Origin of the sequence: Enterococcus sp. DIV0183, from assembly GCF_050541505.1 — a bacterium.
GTDB classification, from domain to species: Bacteria; Bacillota; Bacilli; order Lactobacillales; family Enterococcaceae; genus Enterococcus; species Enterococcus faecalis.
This window is the reverse complement of record NZ_CP172932.1, coordinates 1,841,022-1,861,209: the sequence shown is the minus strand read 5'-3', so window position 1 is coordinate 1,861,209 and position 20,188 is coordinate 1,841,022. Positions and strand designations below refer to the sequence as shown.

The 20,188-nt window shown below is 36.2% G+C and carries 21 protein-coding genes and 1 other RNA gene; 13 read left to right on the top strand and 9 right to left on the bottom strand.

Annotated features, from left to right (window positions below):
* Window positions 1-60 precede the first annotated feature (60 nt).
* Genes IGK72_RS09170 through IGK72_RS09160 form a run of 3 tightly spaced genes read left to right on the top strand, consistent with a single transcriptional unit; the run spans window position 61 to window position 3,873 of the window.
* On the top strand, window positions 61-696 hold the full coding sequence (locus IGK72_RS09170; protein ID WP_002362905.1) for a YesL family protein: 636 nt from the start codon (window positions 61-63) through the stop codon (window positions 694-696).
* Window positions 650-2,380 carry a sensor histidine kinase gene (locus tag IGK72_RS09165; protein ID WP_002356857.1) on the top strand — a complete coding sequence of 577 codons (1,731 nt, stop codon included), beginning with the start codon at window positions 650-652 and terminating at the stop codon, window positions 2,378-2,380. The genes IGK72_RS09170 and IGK72_RS09165 overlap by 47 nt, the downstream gene beginning before the upstream one ends.
* 11 nt (window positions 2,381-2,391) lie before the next feature.
* On the top strand, window positions 2,392-3,873 hold the full coding sequence (locus tag IGK72_RS09160; protein ID WP_002359882.1) for a response regulator transcription factor: 1,482 nt from the start codon (window positions 2,392-2,394) through the stop codon (window positions 3,871-3,873).
* 40 nt (window positions 3,874-3,913) lie between these two features.
* On the opposite strand, the gene IGK72_RS09155 is transcribed toward IGK72_RS09160, so the two are convergent.
* On the bottom strand, window positions 3,914-6,055 hold the full coding sequence (locus tag IGK72_RS09155) for a GH92 family glycosyl hydrolase (protein ID WP_165548568.1): 2,142 nt from the start codon (window positions 6,053-6,055) through the stop codon (window positions 3,914-3,916).
* A gap of 172 nt (window positions 6,056-6,227) precedes the next feature.
* Here IGK72_RS09155 and IGK72_RS09150 point away from each other — a divergent pair, with 172 nt between their 5' ends.
* Entirely contained in the window at window positions 6,228-7,340 is a 1,113-nt protein-coding gene (locus IGK72_RS09150; RefSeq protein ID WP_165548566.1) for an FUSC family protein, read from the top strand.
* Between the two features lie 43 nt (window positions 7,341-7,383).
* Here the strand turns inward: IGK72_RS09150 and IGK72_RS09145 are convergent, their stop codons facing one another.
* Both IGK72_RS09145 and gloA2 read right to left on the bottom strand, forming a co-directional pair.
* A complete protein-coding gene (locus IGK72_RS09145) occupies window positions 7,384-7,866 on the bottom strand; it encodes an SRPBCC family protein (protein ID WP_165548564.1) in 483 nt (160 codons plus the stop codon).
* A 21-nt stretch (window positions 7,867-7,887) separates the two neighbouring features.
* Window positions 7,888-8,268: an SMU1112c/YaeR family gloxylase I-like metalloprotein gene (gene gloA2 / locus IGK72_RS09140; RefSeq protein ID WP_002356864.1), complete on the bottom strand. Its 381-nt coding sequence runs from the start codon at window positions 8,266-8,268 to the stop codon at window positions 7,888-7,890.
* 211 nt (window positions 8,269-8,479) lie between these two features.
* Between gloA2 and treP the strand changes: the two genes are divergently transcribed.
* Window positions 8,480-9,946, top strand: coding sequence for a PTS system trehalose-specific EIIBC component (gene treP / locus IGK72_RS09135; RefSeq protein WP_023894520.1), 1,467 nt, complete (start codon window positions 8,480-8,482; stop codon window positions 9,944-9,946).
* A 127-nt stretch (window positions 9,947-10,073) separates the two neighbouring features.
* Window positions 10,074-11,078 (top strand): nucleoid-associated protein, encoded by a 1,005-nt coding sequence (locus IGK72_RS09130; RefSeq protein ID WP_002356866.1) that lies wholly within the window; start codon window positions 10,074-10,076, stop codon window positions 11,076-11,078.
* A gap of 37 nt (window positions 11,079-11,115) precedes the next feature.
* Here IGK72_RS09130 and IGK72_RS09125 read toward each other — a convergent pair whose 3' ends face one another.
* Window positions 11,116-11,469 carry a YxeA family protein gene (locus IGK72_RS09125; RefSeq protein ID WP_002387247.1) on the bottom strand — a complete coding sequence of 118 codons (354 nt, stop codon included), beginning with the start codon at window positions 11,467-11,469 and terminating at the stop codon, window positions 11,116-11,118.
* A 198-nt stretch (window positions 11,470-11,667) separates the two neighbouring features.
* On the opposite strand from IGK72_RS09125, the gene IGK72_RS09120 reads away from it, so the two are divergent.
* Entirely contained in the window at window positions 11,668-12,372 is a 705-nt protein-coding gene (locus IGK72_RS09120) for a zinc metallopeptidase (protein ID WP_002383773.1), read from the top strand.
* 83 nt (window positions 12,373-12,455) lie between these two features.
* Window positions 12,456-12,794, top strand: a complete 339-nt coding sequence (locus tag IGK72_RS09115; RefSeq protein ID WP_002356871.1) for a hypothetical protein — start codon at window positions 12,456-12,458, stop codon at window positions 12,792-12,794.
* Window positions 12,795-12,820: 26 nt separating this feature from the next.
* On the opposite strand, the gene IGK72_RS09110 is transcribed toward IGK72_RS09115, so the two are convergent.
* Window positions 12,821-13,666, bottom strand: coding sequence for a PhzF family phenazine biosynthesis protein (locus IGK72_RS09110; protein WP_033593133.1), 846 nt, complete (start codon window positions 13,664-13,666; stop codon window positions 12,821-12,823).
* Between the two features lie 56 nt (window positions 13,667-13,722).
* Window positions 13,723-14,574 (bottom strand): PucR family transcriptional regulator, encoded by an 852-nt coding sequence (locus IGK72_RS09105; RefSeq protein WP_002383772.1) that lies wholly within the window; start codon window positions 14,572-14,574, stop codon window positions 13,723-13,725.
* Window positions 14,575-14,651: 77 nt separating this feature from the next.
* Here IGK72_RS09105 and tadA point away from each other — a divergent pair, with 77 nt between their 5' ends.
* Together tadA and ffs are read left to right on the top strand one after the other, a co-directional pair.
* Window positions 14,652-15,173, top strand: a complete 522-nt coding sequence (gene tadA / locus IGK72_RS09100; protein WP_002362126.1) for a tRNA adenosine(34) deaminase TadA — start codon at window positions 14,652-14,654, stop codon at window positions 15,171-15,173.
* 39 nt (window positions 15,174-15,212) lie between these two features.
* An RNA gene (gene ffs, locus IGK72_RS09095) (signal recognition particle sRNA small type) lies at window positions 15,213-15,299 on the top strand.
* A 91-nt stretch (window positions 15,300-15,390) separates the two neighbouring features.
* Here the strand turns inward: ffs and IGK72_RS09090 are convergent.
* Both IGK72_RS09090 and IGK72_RS09085 read right to left on the bottom strand, forming a co-directional pair.
* Window positions 15,391-15,771, bottom strand: a complete 381-nt coding sequence (locus tag IGK72_RS09090; protein WP_002356881.1) for a PH domain-containing protein — start codon at window positions 15,769-15,771, stop codon at window positions 15,391-15,393.
* Between the two features lie 258 nt (window positions 15,772-16,029).
* The gene (locus IGK72_RS09085) at window positions 16,030-17,268 is read right to left on the bottom strand and encodes an aminopeptidase (RefSeq protein ID WP_002362125.1); all 1,239 of its coding nucleotides are present in this window, start codon (window positions 17,266-17,268) and stop codon (window positions 16,030-16,032) included.
* Between the two features lie 250 nt (window positions 17,269-17,518).
* On the opposite strand from IGK72_RS09085, the gene IGK72_RS09080 reads away from it, so the two are divergent.
* Window positions 17,519-18,091, top strand: coding sequence for a TetR/AcrR family transcriptional regulator (locus IGK72_RS09080; RefSeq protein ID WP_002356883.1), 573 nt, complete (start codon window positions 17,519-17,521; stop codon window positions 18,089-18,091).
* A 157-nt stretch (window positions 18,092-18,248) separates the two neighbouring features.
* Window positions 18,249-18,722, top strand: a complete 474-nt coding sequence (locus IGK72_RS09075; protein ID WP_002356884.1) for a TspO/MBR family protein — start codon at window positions 18,249-18,251, stop codon at window positions 18,720-18,722.
* A gap of 74 nt (window positions 18,723-18,796) precedes the next feature.
* Here the strand turns inward: IGK72_RS09075 and IGK72_RS09070 are convergent, their stop codons facing one another.
* A complete protein-coding gene (locus tag IGK72_RS09070) occupies window positions 18,797-19,240 on the bottom strand; it encodes a flavodoxin (protein WP_002407656.1) in 444 nt (147 codons plus the stop codon).
* 174 nt (window positions 19,241-19,414) lie between these two features.
* On the opposite strand from IGK72_RS09070, the gene map reads away from it, so the two are divergent.
* Window positions 19,415-20,179 (top strand): type I methionyl aminopeptidase, encoded by a 765-nt coding sequence (map, locus tag IGK72_RS09065; protein WP_002356886.1) that lies wholly within the window; start codon window positions 19,415-19,417, stop codon window positions 20,177-20,179.
* Window positions 20,180-20,188 lie beyond the last annotated feature (9 nt).

The window sequence follows — 20,188 nt, the reverse complement described above, 5'->3', positions numbered from 1 at the left end:
CTGAGGCATTAGCTGAGCGCTTTTGGCTCAGCCTTTTACATAATAGAAAGGAAGAGGAAGATGGAAAGTACAGGGATTCAACGGTTGTTTTACCTTTCCTGGACAGTAATCAAACTAAATTTACTGTTTGTTTTATTTAGTTTAGCTGGAGGGATTATTTTTGGTGTTGGCCCAGCACTCCAAATGATGACTGATTTCATTTTGGAAGAGGGCATGAATTATCAAGCAATCACCGTTAAACGAGCATTTGAATCATGGAAAGCACATTTTAAAAGAAGTAACTGTTATTTTTTACTTTTTCTCTTCACTTTAGGATTTGTTTTTTATAATATTTATTTAGCCGTTCAATTTACCGGAATAATGTGGTTAATTATTACATTTATTTTATTTTTTGTTTCCCTAATACTCGTTATTTTTTACATTTATATGCTACTATATGAAGGAAGCTATTTTATCTCAACTATTGATTTAATGAAGCTTTCATTTATCAGTATCTTTTTAAACCTCGGTGTATTTTTTAAAGTCTTATTCGGTGTAATTAGTATCGTTGCTTTAACTTGGAAAATGAAAGGACTGCTACTATTTGCTTCGTTTGCCTTAATTATGATGTGGTGTGCCTATGTCACGCGCAAAAATCGCCAGTTTATTGATGGAAAGTTGGAACAAAATGAAGCGAATCTTCAAAAAACTGTTTAAAAAAAAATATTTATTAAATCGATTAGTACAAAAATACAGTCTACTGTTAACAAGTATTATTTTGTTAACGGTGGCTGCTTTGTGCGTTTATGTTACTTATACAATTAACTTATCAATTGATTCACAAAAAAATAACGCCGTTTCCCAAATTGACAGCTATGTAACGAATAAAAATAATGCAGCGACGAATATGATTAATGAATTAGCTGGCTCTGCAAGTAAAATTGAAAACATGCGAAAATATATGGAACTTTCTCCTCCTGAGTATTTTGACTATACTTACAGTCAATGGTCGGAAGATCGGGTCAGTACCCACTTTGGAAATAATTTAAGTACATTATTTAGCACCTTTCCTGACTTAGAAGAAGTGATTATTCGCTTAGATGAATTTGATCAGGTTTTGTTCGCCAATCGCACAGCTACAAATGGGAAAAAAATGGATATGTCATCAATTAAAAAACATGGCTTTCAACTAATGCGAATTATCTCCGATCCTTATACAGGACAACCGCTGGGAGAGTTGTACACTGTGTTTTCAAGTCAAGAGTTGCTAGGCAACCAAGCAGACTTATTGAAAAAATCAGGTATTAATGCGTTTATCTATGATAGTGCTGGGAATCAAATTTTTTCTGAAAAAGCACAATTTACCAAAGAAGAAGAGCGGCAACTAGATAAAAGAATGCACACCGATAGTGACATTCAACAGGTTTTTCATAATCGCTACGATATTACGGAAATAGAAAGCAGTGGCCGGAGTACCATTCTCTTATTAACAAGCCGCCGAGTCTTATTTCAACAATTGTTTATGAATTATGCGGCCATTTTAGGGATTGGGTTACTTTTGATTGTTATTTTATTAGTGGGCTTAAACCGCCTGTTTAAACGCTACTCTCAACAAGTCCAATTAATTTTAGAAGCAACACGAGCCATTGGCGATGGCAATTTAAAAGAACGAATTGACACGAATCAAGTTCAGGAAGAATTGAATGATATTGCTTCTGCGATTAATTTTATGGTAGACAGTTTAGATCAATACATTCACGATATTTATACTTTAGAAATTAAGCAACGCGATGCCCACATGAGAGCATTACAGTCGCAAATTAATCCTCATTTTCTTTATAATACGTTGGAATATATTCGCATGTATGCCTTGAGTCGGCAACAAGAAGAACTAGCTGATGTTGTCTATGCTTTTTCAACGTTACTTAGGAATAATATTAACCAAGAAAAAACCACGACCTTGGCAGAGGAAATCTCATTTTGCGAAAAATATGTGTATTTGTATCAAATGCGTTATCCCGACCAATTTGCCTATAAGTTCGAAATAGAAGAAACAATTGCTGATGTTGAAATTCCTAAGTTCATTATTCAGCCGCTTGTCGAGAATTATTTTGTGCATGGTATTGACTATCAACGACAAGACAATGCTATCAAGGTCCACGCCTACCGAGAAGGCGAAAAAATTATTGTGGCTGTTGTGGATAATGGAAAAGGAATTACCGCCAATCGGTTAGAGGAAATTCGCGAACGTTTAAATCAAACAGAAATAGAAACGGAACAATCCATTGGGTTAAGAAATGTTCATGAACGTTTACAACGCTTTTTTGGGGAGAGTTATGGTTTAACCATTGAAGGGAAAGAAGGAGAAGGGACGACAATTCGTCTTTCGTTTGTAGCATAAGGGGTGAAAAGATGTATCGAGTGATGTTTGTTGATGATGAATATATGATTTTAGAAGGCTTAAAATGGATTATTCCTTGGCAAGAGTTAGGCTTTGAAATTGTTAAAACAGCGCGTAGTGCGCAAGAAGCATTGGCTTTTTTAGAAACAGAATCTATTGATGTTTTATTAACAGATATTACGATGCCGGAAATGAGTGGGATCGAATTAATTGAGCAAGCAAAGAAAAAAGGACATCAATTTATTAGTTTAATTTTATCAGGTTATCAAGAGTTTGATTACGTCAAAAAAGGCATGGCTTTGCAGGTCCAAGATTATCTTTTGAAACCAGTCAATAAGCAAGAACTATTAGCCAATATCCAGAGAATTAAAACAGAATTGGACCAACAAAAAAAATCCCATGCCCGCGTGCGTCTATATCTAGAAAATGGCTTGATGCGTTGGCTTAATGATGAAATCAGCGAAGGGGAATACGAAGAGTTAATGCAGCAATTTGCGACTATAAAACCAGGTGATTTTACCGTTTTATTGGTTGAAGCTGAGATGCCATTTTTAGAAACAATCAAGGAACTATTTATGAAAAAAGGCCAACTGTTATTCATTGAAAGTTGGATGAGTACGTACCACCAATTGTTACTTATCTATAAAGGGGCCAGACAAGAAGCGTTCTTATTTATTCGTGAAATTGAAGCGATTCTAGCTGGTCAAGGTCAGATTTTTGTAGGGGAATCTGTGAATGAATGGGAAACGGTTTATGAAAGTTATGAGAAAGTAAAACAGTTGCAAGCAATTGAAACGTTCTATCAAGAATTTCTGCCAAATAATCAAAAAGAACAAATGAATCGTTCGGCAGAAGATTTTACTTTCCTAGCGTTTAACCAAGCCTTGATGATTGGGGATATGCAGACCATTCAACGGGAATTAGATGCCATTTTCAATCAGTTAAGTCAACAACACGCTACGCCAGAATATGTACGCTATGTAGTCTTCTTACTTTTTTCAGATATCTCCCGTCAGTATCCAACTGTGTTAGAAGAAAACTATGAAAAAATCGTGGAAGAAATTCGAGCTAGCAACAATCTTAATACACTGTATGCGTTAATGCAGCAAGTCTTGGCAGAAGTGAAAAATAAACCTAAAATAAAAAAATATTCAGAAAGTGTTAGCCAAGCTGTAGAAAGAATTGAACAAGGCTATTTAGAAGAATTAAACTTAAAAACGGTGGCGGATGAGCTTCATTTGAACCCTAGTTATTTAGGCCAAATTTTCAAAAAAGAAACCAAGCGAAGTTTTTCTCAATATTTGAATCAAGTGCGTACCAAACATGCCCAGAAATTATTATTGTACACGGATGATACAATCAACGAAATTTCAGAAAAAGTAGGATTTAACAATACCAACTATTTTTCAAAAATGTTTAAAAAATTAAATGGAATTACGCCAAAAGAATTTCGAGAGCAATACCAATCAAATTACGCAGGTGTCGAAGAATAAAAAGAAAGATGTTCAATTTTTATGAACATCTTTCTTTTTATTATTTTTCCGTACTTAATGAAAACGGTCGTTCTGCTGTGGTTTGTGGATTCGGGACGATCCCTAATTGATAATCTAAAGTCCCGCCGTTTAATAGTTCTTGATGAGTAAAGTAAGGCGCAGTATGTTTTTCTTGGTTTAACTGAATTTCATGAATAAATTGTTGTTGGACTTTGTTTGGTGATGTCTGAATGGTTAATTGTTTACCATTTGACAGTTTTACTTCCGCCGTCTGGACTAAAGGCATCCCGATTACATATTCACCAGTTCCTGGTGTGACGGGATAAAAGCCTAAGCTATTAAAAATATACCAAGCAGACATGCTACCATTGTCTTCATCACCTGGATAGCCAGTTGGTGAAGCATTAAATGTTTGCATTAGTTGTTTTAAAAGTGGTTGAGCCATCTCTGGTTTGCCGATGTAGCTGAATAGAAACGGATAATGGAAACTTGGTTGATTTGAGATGGCTAATTGACCAAAATCAATTGCCGCCATTTCGCTCATTTCATGAATTTCAAAACCATAGCCTTCAACGTTAAAGTTAGGCGCTTGATTGCATAGCTGAATTAATTTTTTTTCGAAAGCTAACTCGCTACCATATAGCTTAATCAAACCTGCAAAATCTTGATAAACCGCAAAACTTGATTGCCAAGCACTTCCTTCGGCGTAATCTTTGCCCCAACGAATATCTAAAAAGTCAGGACGGAAATGGCCTTCAGTATCCTTTGCTTGCATAAAGCCAGTTTCAGGATTAAAAAGTTGTTGATAATTCAAGGCTTGTTGACGATAAAATGTTGCGGTCTCTGAATCATTCAGTGTTTTTGCAACTTGCGAAATACAGAAATCGCTGTACGCATAGTCTAAGGTATGATTGACAGATTCATGATAGGTTGAAGGAACATAGCCATATTTTAGATAATCCAGAGTTCCTTGACGTCCATAATTTTCTCGTTCGCTTTGTTGTGTGGCACCTTTTTTCATCGCTTCTAGGAACTGAGGCATCAAGTCAGGACGAATCTTTTTCACGGCGGCATCAGCAATGACAGCGTCAATCAAGGTGCCGGGCATTAAACCACGCTCATCTGGAGATAACCATTTTGGCAAGAAACCTGTTTCGTTGTAACTATTTAAAAAGCCTTCTAGCATCTCTTCGTATTTTTCTTGAGCAATTAGTGAGAACAATGGGTAGACCGTTTTAAAAGTATCCCAAAAGCCATTATTGGTATATAGTACACCAGGACGAACCGTTTGCGAGAACGTATCATAATGAATCGGCTGCTGATTTTCGTCCAATTCATAAAAGGTTTGCGGAAATAGGAATGTTCGATACAGTGTATGATAAAACGTTTTAGTATGTTCAGGGTTTTCATGCGTTACTTTAAGACGATCAAAATAATTATGCCAATCTGCGATTCCTTGTTGCAGCATCTCAGTAGAACGCAAAGAGATTTCTCGCGCTAAATTTAACTGCGCTTGTTTTTCAGAAATAAATGAACTACTAAAATGAACAACTTGTTGAGCAATATTTCCAAAAGAAAGAAGGATTTTGCCATCTTCACCTGAAGAAGGGGCAAACCATTTGGTTAAAGGCTGTTCAAAATGAAGAACAAAATAAAAACTAAAATCTGGATCTTCACAACCAGAATAGTTGATGACTTTTACAGCCACTTGATGGTCATCTAATTGTTTTACTTGATAACGTCCAGGCAGAGTTAGTAGTAAGTGATTATCTTTTTGTTGATAATCAATGGTTAAGATACCACCATACATGCTTGGGATTAATTGAGAAGTTATTTGATAGCGTAATTGAGTTAAGTTAATTTCGACAGGAGAAAAAAGGCTTTCTTCTGGACGATAAGAACTTTGGGCATGGAATAAAGAAAGTTCCGACAATGAACCACTGACAGGGGTCATTAATAAATGGCTAAAATCACCCATCCAAGGACTTGGTTGATGCGTTACTCGATAGCCTTGAAATGTTCGATCTTCTGGATGAAACCACCAGCTGCCTTTTTGGTCAGTTGTTTGCGGGGCGTAAAAGTTCATCCCAAATGGCACGCCAGTATAGGGTAGACAATTTCCATTTGAAAAACTATGTTGGTTGGCAGTTCCGTGTCGCGTATCAATCGCTTGAATATTCATGAAAGTAGCTCCTTTGTTTTAAATGATATATCATATAGGCTGATTATAGCACAAAAAACAAGAAATGAAAGCGTATTTATTCGCTTTTTTATTTATTTTTAACGAATTGGTATATTCAATTTGAAGAGGGAATTGACAAGCATGTTACAATGGATAAGGAATCGATATTGGAGTGATTGTTATTTATTTTTTTAGTACAAAAAGTCAGCAATTTTTTGCGTATGTTTGGGCCATTTTACCAGTCATCGCCTTTTTTTTGGTTAGTTTTTATACATTGGATTTTTTATTTTCCCCAAGCTATTTAATTATGGTGCCTGTATTTACTATTATGTTTAAAATTAACTATAAAAAAGATTATTCGTTTGTAGCGCTGCTCAAAATGAGTATCAGGCAATTTGTGATCAGTTTTTTAGCATTTATAGCTAGTAGTTCCTTTAGCTGGTCTATTATTTTAAATAGTAGTGTGACATTTTTAATTGTTTATTTATTTTATTCATCTGCGACACCGATGCGGTATCATAGTTATTTGATGATGTTTACGTTTTGTCAGTTAATCCAGGTTAAAGGAAATACATTTTTGATGCAATCTCAAGTTGTGGCCTTTTTAATTGGTCTTTTTTTATTGGCTTTAACATTAAACGCTTGGTGGCAAACAGGATTACGTCAGCTAACTAGCTTAAAGAGTAGGGGCCATGTTCGTTTTTTTAAAAGCATTCAATTAAATATGAAGCAACAAAAATTGGCAGTTATTAATTTCTGGCACGACTTACAACAGACTTTTTTTGGGATTACAAGTTTCAAACAATTTTTAGAAAGTCCTGACGAAAGGGTGCAACGATTTCGTTTAGCTATTCGTATGAGTTTCACCATCACGCTGAGTTTTATTTTAATGTGGAGTGTAGGAGGCATTAAAATAATTTGGATTCCGATGAATGTTTTTCTACTCTTGCATCCAGTGAAAGCAGAAATGAACACGCGTATTAAGACACGTTTTTGGGGGACTCTTTTAGGATGTTTCCTTAGTCTGTTTGTTGTCAATTGGCTTCAATTGCCACTGACACACCTCATTGTTTCTAGTTTGATTGGCATTTTTGTTTATGCCCTAAAACCAGGAACCGTGTTACAAGTGACAATGGCAACGATTTTTGGGTTATGTTTGGCAACAATTAGTTTACGAGGGATGTACGCCGCAGAGTTGCGGGTCTCTTTTGTATTATTGGCAATTTTTGTTGTTTGCTTAATTGATTTAGGTTTATTTGTTTATCAGCGTATTTTACGTTTTTAAAAAGTGTGGCACAGAGGGTGATTTACCCGTTGTGCCACACTTTTTAATTTTCTAAATTCGTTAATTTTTCCAAGTAATGATTTTCTATTTGCGGAAAATCTATTTTTTCTGGTGCTGCATCAGGAGTTTCAACTACTTGCTTCAAGCGATTGAGAACAATTGACCAACCAGCGATATCTTTATGGCGAGGTGTTGTAAAATTTTCTGGGAGAGATTCTGAAAAGACTAACAGGGTCTGATGAGGTGCTTGTTCTTTTAAGTCAAAATAGATGATACCAGTATCCCAAGTCACGACCAGATATTTTTCCTCTGCATAATCAGTGAAAGGCATTGTTTCTTCAAAATCGGGCAGAATAAACCGCCAAAACCCGTTAACACCTAATTCACCAATTTCTAATTCTGGAAACCATTGTTTTAGCTTGTCTGTCTCAGTCAGGTAGCGCCAAATCGTTTGAGGGCTGGCTGAAATTGCCCGTTCTGTACCAAAATAAATCGTCTGGTTTTCTAAGCGAAAGGTATCTTTCATTTTGTTTCTCTCCTTTATTTATTATTCATGAAGTTCTAAAGGTAGTCCATCTGGATCAAAAAAGAAGGTCATTTTTTCACCCGTAAAATCATCTACTCGTAGCGGTTCTGTTTCAATTCCTTGCTCATTTAAAAAAGCAATCACTTCTTCAATATGTTCAACTTTAAAAGCTAAATGACGTAATCCTAAAGCTTCAGGATAAGAGGGGCGAGCGGGAAATTGATCAGAAATAAAAATTTCCAATTCTTGGCTGCCTAATTTTAAATCTAATTTAATATCGTTTTTTTCGGGACGATGATTTTCGCGAAGAACTTCAAAGCCCAACTTTTCGACATAAAAATTTTTAGTTGCTTGATAATTTGAGGCATTGATTGCCACATGATGAATTTCTTTAAAAAACATTTTTCATACTCCTTTTCGTTTTTTCCCTCTGTAGTATAGCAATAAAGAAGCAGCTAAAAAAGCGTTCTGTTTGACTCTTTAAGAAAAGACAAGGGATTTGTAAAAAAATAAAATTATTTTTTCGAAAGAAAGCGCTTGCCAAAAAAAGAATAATCGAGTATGATGTATATACAACTTAATTGTATATACAAGTTTGAGAGGAGAATGTAAAATGGGTAAGTTTCAAAGCGATGCACAACAGTTGTTGAAAGCAGTAGGAGGCAAAGAAAATATTTCAGCTGTTTCTCATTGTGCAACTCGAATGCGTTTTGTATTAAAAGATCCAAAAAAAGCGGATGTACCTGTGATTGAAGATATTCCTTCTGTAAAAGGAACCTTTACAAATGCTGGACAGTTTCAAGTAATTATTGGGAATGAAGTCCCACAATTTTATAATGATTTTTCTGCAATTTCCGGTTTAGAAGGGGTTTCAAAAGAAGAAGGGAAAGCAGCTGCCAAAAGTAATTTGAGTCCTGTTCAACGAGTTGTTTCTGTTTTAGCTGAGATTTTTACACCATTGATTCCTGCACTTGTTATCGGGGGATTGATTTTAGGGTTCCGCAATATTTTGGAAGGGGTTCCATTTGGCTTTCTTGATGGTCAAACAATCGTGGAAGTTTCTCAATTTTGGAATGGAGTCAATTCATTCTTATGGTTAATCGGCGAAGCAATTTTCCACTTCTTGCCAGTTGGGATTACGTGGAGTATTACGAAGAAAATGGGAACCACACAAATCTTGGGGATTGTCCTAGGGATTACATTAGTCTCACCACAACTTCTGAATGCTTATTCAGTTGCGACGACTAAAGCAGCAGAAATTCCTTTCTGGGATTTTGGGTTTGCTCAAGTTAACATGATTGGTTATCAAGCGCAAGTTATCCCAGCTATGTTAGCCGGCTTCTTGCTTGCCTATCTTGAAATTTTCTTTAGAAAAGTGATTCCTCAAGCAATTTCAATGATTTTTGTCCCATTGTTTGCTTTAGTACCAACAGTATTGGCTGCACATGTCATTTTAGGACCAATCGGTTGGACGATTGGTAGTTGGGTTTCTGATATCGTAAATGCAGGATTAACGTCAACATTTAATTGGTTATTTGGCGCCGTCTTTGGCTTTATGTACGCACCATTAGTCATCACTGGGTTGCATCATATGAGTAATGCGATTGATTTACAGTTGATTGCTGACTTTCAGTCAACCAACTTATGGCCAATGATTGCTCTATCAAATATTGCACAAGGTTCAGCGGTTTTAGCAGTTATCTTTATGCATCGTGGAAACAAAAAAGAAGAACAAGTTTCGATTCCAGCGATGATTTCTTGTTACTTAGGTGTGACTGAACCAGCGATGTTTGGGATCAACTTAAAATATGTTTATCCATTTGTTGCGGGCATGATTGGTTCGGCAATGGCCGGAATGTTTGCCACTTTAATGGGCGTTCGTGCGACCAGTATCGGCGTCGGTGGCTTGCCAGGAATTTTATCTATTGTGCCACAATATTACTTGCCGTTTTTAGGCGCAATGGTGATTGCTATTATCGTACCAATGGGCTTAACTTATATTTTCAGAAAGAAAGGCATTTTTAATAAAGTCGATCCAGTTGATGAAGAAACAGGGATGTTATACAGCGAAGAAGGGTAATCGCTTTTTTAAGTAAAGAAGAATTTGTAGATATTTGTCTACGAATTCTTCTTCTTTTTATAGAAACTATTGGCTTTTTTCTCTCTTTCAGTTAGACTAAAAAGGTTGAGAAAAGGAGAGCGTAAAAATGGATATTTATTTAAAAAAAGCAATTTTACACATTATTGATCGAGAAACTGGGACCCCGGTTTTTTCTGAAAAGGAACTAGATTTAACCACTGAGTATATTCGAACGTATTTAACTGCAAAAATTTCAAAACTTTCGACTGCACAAACAAAGACTGGAACATTGGCGGAAAATAGTTCCTTTGTTGACACGTTACGTGGGATTCCTAGTGATTTTGTGAAGAAAAGCCAAGAAGTTACCCAACATTGGTATGATGTTTATTCAGGAAGCGAAGATGCGCCTAGTGCTGATATTTTGTTCATTTTATATGAATTAGATACGGTGTTACATGTCGCAATGATTAAATTAAACTATAAAGAAAGTTACACGCATTACGTCGACTATGAGGAAGAATCCGTTTATAACAAACTGATTATCAACCGAGCAATTTTGTCTTCAAAATCACAAAAACCAGATGAAGGGATTACGGTTGACTTAGATACATTAGCGTTTGAATTACTAGAGAAAAGATATGAATTTTCAGGAGAAAAAATCTGGTATTTCTCTGAAAAAGTGATTGAGACGCAAGCGGCACCTTCCATGGAAGAAAATATCAAAGAAATTAAAAAGGCAGTCAAACGCATTGGAAAGAAATTTAACGAAGATGAGTTTGAACTAATGGCTTCGGTAAAAGAAGCGGTATATGATAGCATTGAGGAAACGGGAACGATTGACAATGAGCAAATTGCTGAGCAAGTGTTTAAAGAAAATGTATCAGCTAAATTAGCTTACCAAGAAGAAGTGAATGAGTCGAAGTTTGTCGACAAAACACCGCCAGTCAGAGAATCTCGCGAAATTTCTGAAAAGAAATTTGGCAAACAAAAGTTAAAAATGGATAACGGTATTGAATTAATTGTTCCGTTAGATGTTTACCGCAATGGCGATTTAATTGAATTTGTTAATAATCCAGATGGCACAGTGTCCATCATGCTAAAAAATATCGAAAAAATTAGTAATCAATTATAAAGAAAAAACCGTTGGTCGCTTGCCAACGGTTTTTTCTTTATTTTAATTTTTCTAAAGCTTTTTCAGGGACTTCTTTTTCTGTCACTTCATTCCAGCTGATCACGCCTTTACGGGGATTAACTTTCAATTTTAGATAGGCTTTCATACGCAAAGGTTGATCACGGGATTCGTTTAATTCCACGGTTTTTTCTTCACCGTTTTTATTAAACGCAGGTTGTTGATAGTAATAAATGGTCATTGCTTCACCAGAATTTGTTTTTTCATCTTTCTTTTCACCAGATGTTGTGATTTGTGTATAATAGGCTTCTCCACCGTAATAGTAATTATAAACGCCCCAGCTACCACCGGCTAAAATGACTATGGGAATTAATATTTTTAGTAATGTTTTCATTTTCCTCACCTCAAGGAATAGTATGCCTTTTTTTTAGGAAATTTGCCATATTTTTTTCCGTTAATTGAGTGACAATTTTGTTAGTTTCGGCACTTTCTTGAAAAATTCATCATTTTTTTAAACAAAAGACAACGTTTGTCGCTCCCTTTTTTTCACTATCATGCTACAATAAAGAAAAAAAGATGGAGGTAGAGGACAATGATGCCCTTTTATTTTGGAATCGATCCAACCTATATATTGGTAATTATCGGAATTGCGATTTCTGGTGCGGCCTCCGCATATGTTAACAGTACCTTTCGTAAATATGATCAAGTACGAAGCAGTAAACATGTTACAGGCACGCAGGCAGCACAATATATTTTACAAAAAGAACAAATTAATGATGTCGGAGTTCAGCAAATCGCTGGTGATTTAACCGACAATTATAATTCTGGAAACAAAATGTTGAGCTTATCCGAAGCCACTGCTCAATCGACATCGGTCGCGGCTATTGGCGTGGCGGCTCATGAATGCGGACATGCGGTACAAGATCATACGAACTATGTGCCTTTACGTCTTCGTGCAGCTATTGTTCCAGTTGCCAACATCGGTTCAACCATTTCCTTTCCACTAATTTTGCTTGGTGTTTTATTTAGTTGGAATCAAACATTAATCAACATTGGAATTTTGGCTTTTTCATTAGCCTTGATTTTTCAATTGGTGACTTTACCGGTGGAGTTTAATGCGTCTAGACGTGCATTAAGTATTCTTTCTGAAGGTGGGTTATTAACAGAAGAAGAAGTCCCAATGGCCAGAAAAGTTCTTTTTGCAGCTGCACTTACCTACGTAGCAGCGGCGCTTTCGACCTTTTTACAACTTTTACGTTTGGTTATTTTATTTGGTGGCAATAACCGACGAGACTAAGTGCTAGTAAAGGTCTTTCTATTACGCATAAAAGTAATAATATGTTATGATTAAAGTAGAAAATAACAGAGGAGCTGAAGGAAATGAAAGCATCAACAAAAATTGGTATCGGTTTAAGCATTGCTGCAGTTGCAAGTGTCTCTGTTGCAGTCATCGCTTCTGAAAAAATTATTAAGAAGGTATCTCATGTTTCCAATCGTTATAAAGTTAAAAAGTTTGTAGACGATAAATTTGATGGAAACCAAAAATTATTATCGATTGTCGATGATTTATCCGATGATGAATTAGATTCTGTTTTAAATGTTGTGGATCGTGTGAAAGATGGCGGTTCAAAATTAGCTGAATATGGCGAAAAAGTTAAAGACAATACAGATTCTTTAAAAGAACGTTTTTTCACATTTATTGAAGATGCAATGAAGTAAAAAAGATGGCCTAGGCCATCTTTTTTTTATAAAAATAATTCTTTTGTTTCAACATAATAGCCTCTGCCACCAACTAGAACTTGATCAATTGTCTTTTGGGATGTAGTGTTCAAACGCACTAAGACTTCTGAAGGAGCGTTTAAGGTATAACCTTGGGCAAAGGTGTAATTGGTTTTTTGTAAAATTTGGTGATGGTACAGATAACAAGCTAACGCACCATTTGATGTACCAGTAGCGGCTTCTTCATCGATGTCATAAAGGGGTGCAAAATTCCTACAAATGATATTTTCTTCAGACAAAGCAAAAAGATGCATCCCAATAACTCCATACTTTTGACTAAGTAACTTAATTTTTTCAAAGTTTGGTTGTAAATCCTGTAATAATTGCGCATTTTTAATGGGAACCAAAATATCTTTTAGGCCCGTTGACACAATCTGGATAGGAAAAGCAGTTGCCACTGCGTTTAAATCAAAGCAGCCGCTCAATTCTTCTAAAGTGAGCGTATCATAAAAAGTTGGGACAGTTTGTTCCATAAATAGTTGTTCACCGTTCGCCGTGATTGCGAGCAAACCGCTGTTCGTTTCGATTGTATATTCTGTTTGCAATAATTTATTTAAGTGCTTCATGATGGTGAAAGCGCCAATTGTCGCGTGGCCACATAAGTCGACTTCTTCTTTTGGTGTAAAATATTCAAGGCGGAAATCAGCAATCTTTGAGTCTGAAATAAAAGCAGTTTCTGCAAATCCTAGTTCTTTGGCGATGGCCATTTTTTTGGTTCTCGTTAAGGGCTGTGTCATAAAAACAACGCCTGCTTTGTTGCCACCTTCGTGGTTTTTACTAAATGCACTAGCGACATATGCGGTAATTTTCATTGGAACGCCTACTTTCTAATTGGGAATAAAAAACATACGAGTAAAAAATGGACGTACTACTTTCTTAATAACAAATAACAAAAGATTAAATCATCCATTTTTTTTAAAGATAAGCCAGTTTGTTCAAAAAACTTTTCCAACCGATAGTGTAAAGTATTTCGATGCATAAATAAATCTTTTGCAGTGGAGCTGATATTGCCTTGATTTTTCCACAAAGCGCTGATGATTGGCTGAATATCGGTGTCTTTATTTAATAAACGACGATAATACTCAACAAGTACATTTTGGCTCATGGCTTCTTTGGTAAAATAGTGGAGGGCAACATCAGTTAAACTAAAAACAGTCGTCCGACTAGAGGAATTAAGTTCTTCTGAAAAAATACGTTGTTCTTCATGGAAACAACGCCGGAGAATGTCTTCAGAGGAATAAAAATTGCCAACAAATACAGCACTAGTGCAATCAAAGTCTGTATCTAATGTTAAAAAGATTCCTTGAATTTCTTCTTGTTGAAAGGTATTTTTTGACTGTTCTTCAACTAAAATATACATATTATTACTTGGACTGAAGCAATCAACTGTATCTGGAAACATCTTTGTTAAATTAAATTGCCATTCAGCTTGTAATTCTTTTGTGACATTCGTTTGAATTTGCAACATACGAAAGGTCCCTTCGGCAGGTAATTTTGCCTGTTGAAATAAGTAACTGAACCAAGGATGGTTACCAGTAATTGTTGGGTTTTCAGAAATCGGGAAAAGCGCTTCCAACAAATGCTGTTCTTTAATACTTAAGAAAGCTTTATTCACAATGAAAAATTGGTCGTCAACAGGAATTGAATAGGTGGCTTCGGAACCAATTGTTTTTGATAAATAGCCTTTGGGATAAAGCTGAGATAAATTTTCAATAATCATAGACACACCTCACTGATTTATTGTACCATGAAGCAAGACAGAAGTTTAGTGGGAAAAAGCCGAAAGGTGGAAATTAATTGGGAAAAAAAGAAACAACGTTAACACAAGAAGAAAAAGAATTTTTTATGCGAGAAGCCATTGCAGAAGCGAAAAAAGCAGAAGGTTTGGCTGAGGTGCCTATTGGAGCTGTAATTGTTCGGCAAGGGGAAATTATTGGCCGCGGGCATAATCTGAGAGAAGCACGGCAAGAAGCAACGGCGCATGCAGAAATGTATGCAATCCAAGAAGCGTGTCGCGGGATAGAAAATTGGCGTCTAGAAGAAACCCAATTATTTGTAACTTTAGAGCCTTGTCCAATGTGTAGTGGGGCGATGCTTTTAGCACGAATTCCAGAAGTTTATTATGGCGCAACCGATCCTAAAGCAGGCACTGCTGGCACATTGATGAATTTATTAGAAGATGAACGCTTCAATCATGTGGCCTATGTCGAAGCAGGCGTTTTAGAAGAAGAGTGTCGCTTATTGCTAGTTCAGTTCTTTAAAAAGTTACGGGCAAAGAAAAAAGAAGAGAAACTTTTAAAAAATCAAAAGAAAGACTAGTCAAAAGAATAAAAATACGTTATACTAGGTTTTGCCGAAAGGCTAGGACAATGGCGGGCTAGTGAATTGTGTCAGATCCGGAAGGAAGCAGCACTAAGCAAGTGCCGCCATGTGTCTGATTGAATAAGGAACGCATCAAGGCTGAGAAGCCTTTTTTATTTTATCTAAAATTAAAAAGACAGGAAAGTTGGTCGCTTTCCTGTCTTTTTTTGTGGATTCAAGATAATACAGCAGCTGCTAAGGCTTGTTGAATAGCAACAATATCTTTATCTTTTCTAAATTGAAGACTTACTGAAGGTAACTCAGCACTTGAAATCCATATCTTTAGTTCTGCATCTAGGTCGAAATGTCCACTAGTTTCAACAGAAAAGCGTGAAATAGATTTGTAGGGAATCGATTTATAATCAACTTTTTTACCTGTGATTCCTTGTTTATCGACTAAAATTAAGCGTTTATCTGTAAAGACAATTAAATCTCTTACTAAAGTGAAGGCCATATCTACTTTTTCGTTAGGGATTAAAACATCCCGTAATTCTTTTTCAGCTGTTTCATTGTTATTTTGTGTTGCATTCCCTAATAATCCATCAAATAATCCCATGTTAATTCTCCAATTCTACTTTTTTGAAAAAATTCTTTTATTTAAAAGTAAACTTATATCGTGTAAAAGAATCCGCTTTCAATTTAATTATAACGTTAAAGGTCCTTCGAATGCAATTGATTTTTTAGCATAAGAAAGTGAGGCCTAAATCGCTGCAACTTAGGCCTCACTTTCTAAATTTTAAAAGAACCTACTGAATAAAAGCAGTTTCTTCTTATTTCTTGGAGCTAAAAACTTTGGTTTCAACATTTGATAGGACTATGCCCAATCGCCATTTCTAAAAACTGGAACAATCGTCCCGTCTTCCTTAATGCCGTCAATATTCATTTTGTCAGATCCTACCATAAAGTCCACATGTGTTTGGCTACGATTTAAACCAGCTTCAGCTAATTCTTCTTCGCTCATCTCCGTGCCACCTTGTAAGTTGAAGGCATAGGCCGAACCAAAGGCTAAATGATTAGAGGCATTTTCATCAAACAATGTATTATAAAAAATCAAACCGGATTGTGAAATTGGTGAAGGGTCAGGTACTAAAGCAACTTCCCCTAGGTGTTTGGCACCTTCATCAATAGCTAAGAGATTTTTCAATGCTTCTTCGCCTTGTTCAGCTGAGAAGTCAACAACTTTTCCATCTTTAAATGTAAATTTCATTCCCGAAATGATTGTGCCAGCATAACTTAGTGGTTTTGTACTAGAAACATAACCATCAACGCGGCGACTATCTGGGGCGGTGAAAACTTCTTCTGTTGGCATATTAGCCATGAATTCTTCCCCACGAGCGTTATAACTACCAGCGCCTTCCCATAAATGGTTTTTAGGCAAACCAATCGTTAAATCTGTCCCAGGAGCTGTGTAGTGTAAAGCAGTAAATTGTTGTTCGTTTAATTCAGCCGCTTTTTCTTGTAATTTTTTATCATGGATATCCCAAGCAATGACTGGGTTTTCTTCATAAATTCGTGTTGTTTTGAAAATTTCATTCCAAAGTGCATCAACTTGTTCTTCACTTGTTGCTAATTCTGGAAAGACTTTAGCTGCCCAGCCTTCACTAGCAGCAGCTACAACAGTCCAACTTACTTTGTTGGCTTGTGTTGCTTTTCGTAGGTTGACCAATGCTTTCCCATTAGCCGCTTGGAAAGCTGCTACACGTTGTGCATCCACGCCAGCTAATGCATCAGGATTAGAAGAAACCACGCTAATTCGGCTTGCGCCTTTGGCAATCCAATCATCGGTTTGATCAATTTTATATTGAGGAACATTTTCAATACGATCAGTTGCAGCATGAGCTAAAAATTCACGTTGAATGGTTTCGTCGCTCCATTGAACAATTACTTCGGCCGCACCTAAGCGATAAGCTTCTTCCGTAATTAAGCGGGCAAGGGGCGCTTGATCGACACTGATTTGTAAAACAACCGTGTGATTGTCCTGAACATTGACACCCGTTTCAGCAATTAAACGTGCATATTTCTTTAGATTTTCATTAAAATTCTCTAAGGTCATTCGTGATTCCTCCTTCATTTTCATGGGTAATGACTGCTCATATCATAACACGGAAGAGCAGGGAACTCAACGAAATAAAGCCTTTATCAACTGTTATTTTAAGTTGGGGTAAAAGTTGTCGTGCTCCCGCTCAGTGAACTTTTGTACAAAGAGTTGTTCTAATTTTGCATAATAGAAAAATCGTGTTACAATAACCATAAGCATTTATTTGGAAGCGTTGTATATGAATGAATAAAGGGGATAGGGAATTATGGCAAGAAAAAAAACCATTACGAAAGAGCAGATTTTAACAGCTGCCTATGAAGTAGTCGCCACTGAAGGATTTTCGAAGTTCACTGCACGTAATATTGCTAATAAAATGAAATGTTCCACCCAACCGATTTATTTGGAATTTAAAAACATGGATGATTTACGCGATGCTTTATTCCAAAAAATTCATAAATACTTAGCGAAAGAAGTCTTTCCAGTAAAACATACTGGGAATACAATTGTTGATTTGGCTTTAAACTATATTCATTTTGCGACAAGTGAAAGTAAGTTATACCGTGCGCTTTATTTAGAAGAATATGGTGGCGGCAAAAAAATGCAAGAATTCTCTTATCACTATTTTACTGAAGCGGTAAAAGCTGATCCTGAGTATGCTAATTTAAACGATGTTCAAATTGACTCATTACACATGGGAACATGGGTGGTCGCTACTGGTGTGGCTGCATTGATGACTTCTGGAATTATCCATCCTTCAGAAGAACAAATCATTCATTTAATGAAAGATAGTATTGAAGCAATTCTTGAACGAGATGAACCAATTGATATTGACCTATAAAAATTAAAAAAAGTGTAACCTCATGCTGATAACTTCTGTGAGGTTACAGCAAAAGACTGTTTCTTAAAAGAACGGTCTTTTTTTGTTAAGTGTATTAATGGTAGATTATTCGCAACCATGCTACAGTAAAGAAGAGAAATAGAAAGGGGCAAAAAACATGAACCGAGTGAAAGATAAGCGTTTATGGCTAAGTATTGTAGGAATTACCGGACTAGGGCTCTTGTCGGGCTTATTTTCAGTAAATGCGAGAGAATATTATCAAGCGTTGAGATTACCAAGTTTTGCTCCGCCAGGCTGGTTATTTGGACCAGTGTGGTTGGTGTTGTATATTTTTATGGGCATTACTTTTTATTTCATCTTAGTTCATCCAAATAAACAACAGAAAAAACGGATGATTACGCTATTTATTTTACAATTTATTGCGAATTTTTTCTGGACATTTTTCTTTTTTTCTTTACAAAATAATTTATTATCTGTGATTGATATCTCATTGTTATGGCTATTATTAATAGTTCAACAGTGGGACTACTTGCGTTATAAATTAATAACGCGTGGCTGGTTGATGATTCCTTATATTCTTTGGGTTACTTTTGCGGCAGCATTAAATTACAGTATTTTATTTTTAAATTAGGAATATCAAAACACCAGAGAAAAATGGGAACTAGCCATTTTTTTCTGGTGTTTATTTTATTTATTTCAACGTAGTTATTCTGCGGCAGTTGCTAATTTTTTCGCAAATTCTTCTAAACGTTGGATGTCGTCTTCTTCAGCGGCTAAATCAACTTTAACGCTGTCGGCGCCTTTTTTTGCCCCAATTTCAGTAAAGACTGCTTCGAAGTCGTCCACCGATTTACAAAAATCATCATAAAACGTGTCTCCTGAACCACAAACGCCGAAGATTTTTCCTGATAAATCAATCTCTTGTAAGTCTTCATAAAAGTCGACAATTTCATCAGGTAAATCGCCATCGCCATACGTATATGTAGCTACTACACAGATATCGGCCTCTTCAAAATCAGCGGCATCGACTTGCGTACACTCATCAATTTCGACCTCTAATTCTAAATCTTCAAATGCTTCTGCAACAATGTCGGCAATTTCTTCTGTATTCCCAGTCATGCTTGCATACACAATTTTAGCTAACGTCATAAACTTTCTTCCCCCTCATACAATTCTGTCACTTATTATAGCAGATGCGCATTTCTTATAAAAGACTAGCGAGTGCTTTTATTAAGGGACTTTTTGAAAATTGGTGTTTGAACAATCTTTTTTGCAAAAAATGTGATAAAATAATTTGAATGAAACAAGTTTAGGAGAGATAGTATGATTACATTAAAATCACCACGAGAAATTGAAATGATGGATGAATCAGGGGAATTATTAGCGGATGTTCACCGTCATTTACGGACGTTTATTAAACCTGGCATTACAAGCTGGGATATTGAAGTATTTGTGAGAGACTTTATTGAAAGTCATGGTGGCGTGGCGGCTCAAATTGGCTATGAAGGTTACAAATATGCTACCTGTTGTAGTATCAACGACGAAATTTGCCACGGATTTCCTCGTAAAAAAGTATTAAAAGATGGCGACCTAATCAAAGTAGATATGTGTGTCGACTTAAAGGGCGCAATCTCTGATTCATGCTGGTCTTATGTCGTGGGTGAATCAACACCTGAAATTGATCGCTTGATGGAAGTAACCAAAAAAGCGCTATATCTTGGGATTGAACAAGCACAAGTAGGAAATAGAATTGGCGATATTGGTCATGCAATTCAAACGTATGTAGAAGGAGAAGGCTACGGGGTAGTTCGCGACTTTGTAGGTCATGGCATTGGCCCAACTATTCATGAAAGTCCAATGATCCCTCATTATGGTGAAGCAGGTAAAGGACTACGTTTAAAAGAGGGAATGGTTATTACCATTGAGCCAATGGTTAACACAGGAACTTGGCGCATGAAAATGGACCCAAATGGTTGGACTGCTTATACTGAAGATGGCGGTCTAAGTTGTCAATATGAACATTCATTAGCGATTACGAAAGAAGGTCCAAGAATCTTAACGTCACAAGGCGAAGAATTGACTTATTAATAAGGAGAG

Coding starts and splice junctions, on each gene's coding strand:
- IGK72_RS09075 (WP_002356884.1), top strand. CDS start 18,249: ATGAACCGAGTGAAAGATAAGCGTTTATGGCTAAGTATTGTAGGAATT.
- IGK72_RS09165 (WP_002356857.1), top strand. CDS start 650: ATGGAAAGTTGGAACAAAATGAAGCGAATCTTCAAAAAACTGTTTAAA.
- IGK72_RS09070 (WP_002407656.1), bottom strand. CDS start 19,240: ATGACGTTAGCTAAAATTGTGTATGCAAGCATGACTGGGAATACAGAA.
- IGK72_RS09155 (WP_165548568.1), bottom strand. CDS start 6,055: ATGAATATTCAAGCGATTGATACGCGACACGGAACTGCCAACCAACAT.
- IGK72_RS09130 (WP_002356866.1), top strand. CDS start 10,074: ATGGATATTTATTTAAAAAAAGCAATTTTACACATTATTGATCGAGAA.
- IGK72_RS09105 (WP_002383772.1), bottom strand. CDS start 14,574: ATGATTATTGAAAATTTATCTCAGCTTTATCCCAAAGGCTATTTATCA.
- gloA2 (WP_002356864.1), bottom strand. CDS start 8,268: ATGTTTTTTAAAGAAATTCATCATGTGGCAATCAATGCCTCAAATTAT.
- treP (WP_023894520.1), top strand. CDS start 8,480: ATGGGTAAGTTTCAAAGCGATGCACAACAGTTGTTGAAAGCAGTAGGA.
- IGK72_RS09110 (WP_033593133.1), bottom strand. CDS start 13,666: ATGAAAATTACCGCATATGTCGCTAGTGCATTTAGTAAAAACCACGAA.
- map (WP_002356886.1), top strand. CDS start 19,415: ATGATTACATTAAAATCACCACGAGAAATTGAAATGATGGATGAATCA.
- IGK72_RS09170 (WP_002362905.1), top strand. CDS start 61: ATGGAAAGTACAGGGATTCAACGGTTGTTTTACCTTTCCTGGACAGTA.
- IGK72_RS09080 (WP_002356883.1), top strand. CDS start 17,519: ATGGCAAGAAAAAAAACCATTACGAAAGAGCAGATTTTAACAGCTGCC.
- IGK72_RS09090 (WP_002356881.1), bottom strand. CDS start 15,771: ATGGGATTATTTGATGGATTATTAGGGAATGCAACACAAAATAACAAT.
- IGK72_RS09120 (WP_002383773.1), top strand. CDS start 11,668: ATGATGCCCTTTTATTTTGGAATCGATCCAACCTATATATTGGTAATT.
- IGK72_RS09085 (WP_002362125.1), bottom strand. CDS start 17,268: ATGACCTTAGAGAATTTTAATGAAAATCTAAAGAAATATGCACGTTTA.
- IGK72_RS09125 (WP_002387247.1), bottom strand. CDS start 11,469: ATGAAAACATTACTAAAAATATTAATTCCCATAGTCATTTTAGCCGGT.
- IGK72_RS09115 (WP_002356871.1), top strand. CDS start 12,456: ATGAAAGCATCAACAAAAATTGGTATCGGTTTAAGCATTGCTGCAGTT.
- IGK72_RS09145 (WP_165548564.1), bottom strand. CDS start 7,866: ATGAAAGATACCTTTCGCTTAGAAAACCAGACGATTTATTTTGGTACA.
- IGK72_RS09160 (WP_002359882.1), top strand. CDS start 2,392: ATGTATCGAGTGATGTTTGTTGATGATGAATATATGATTTTAGAAGGC.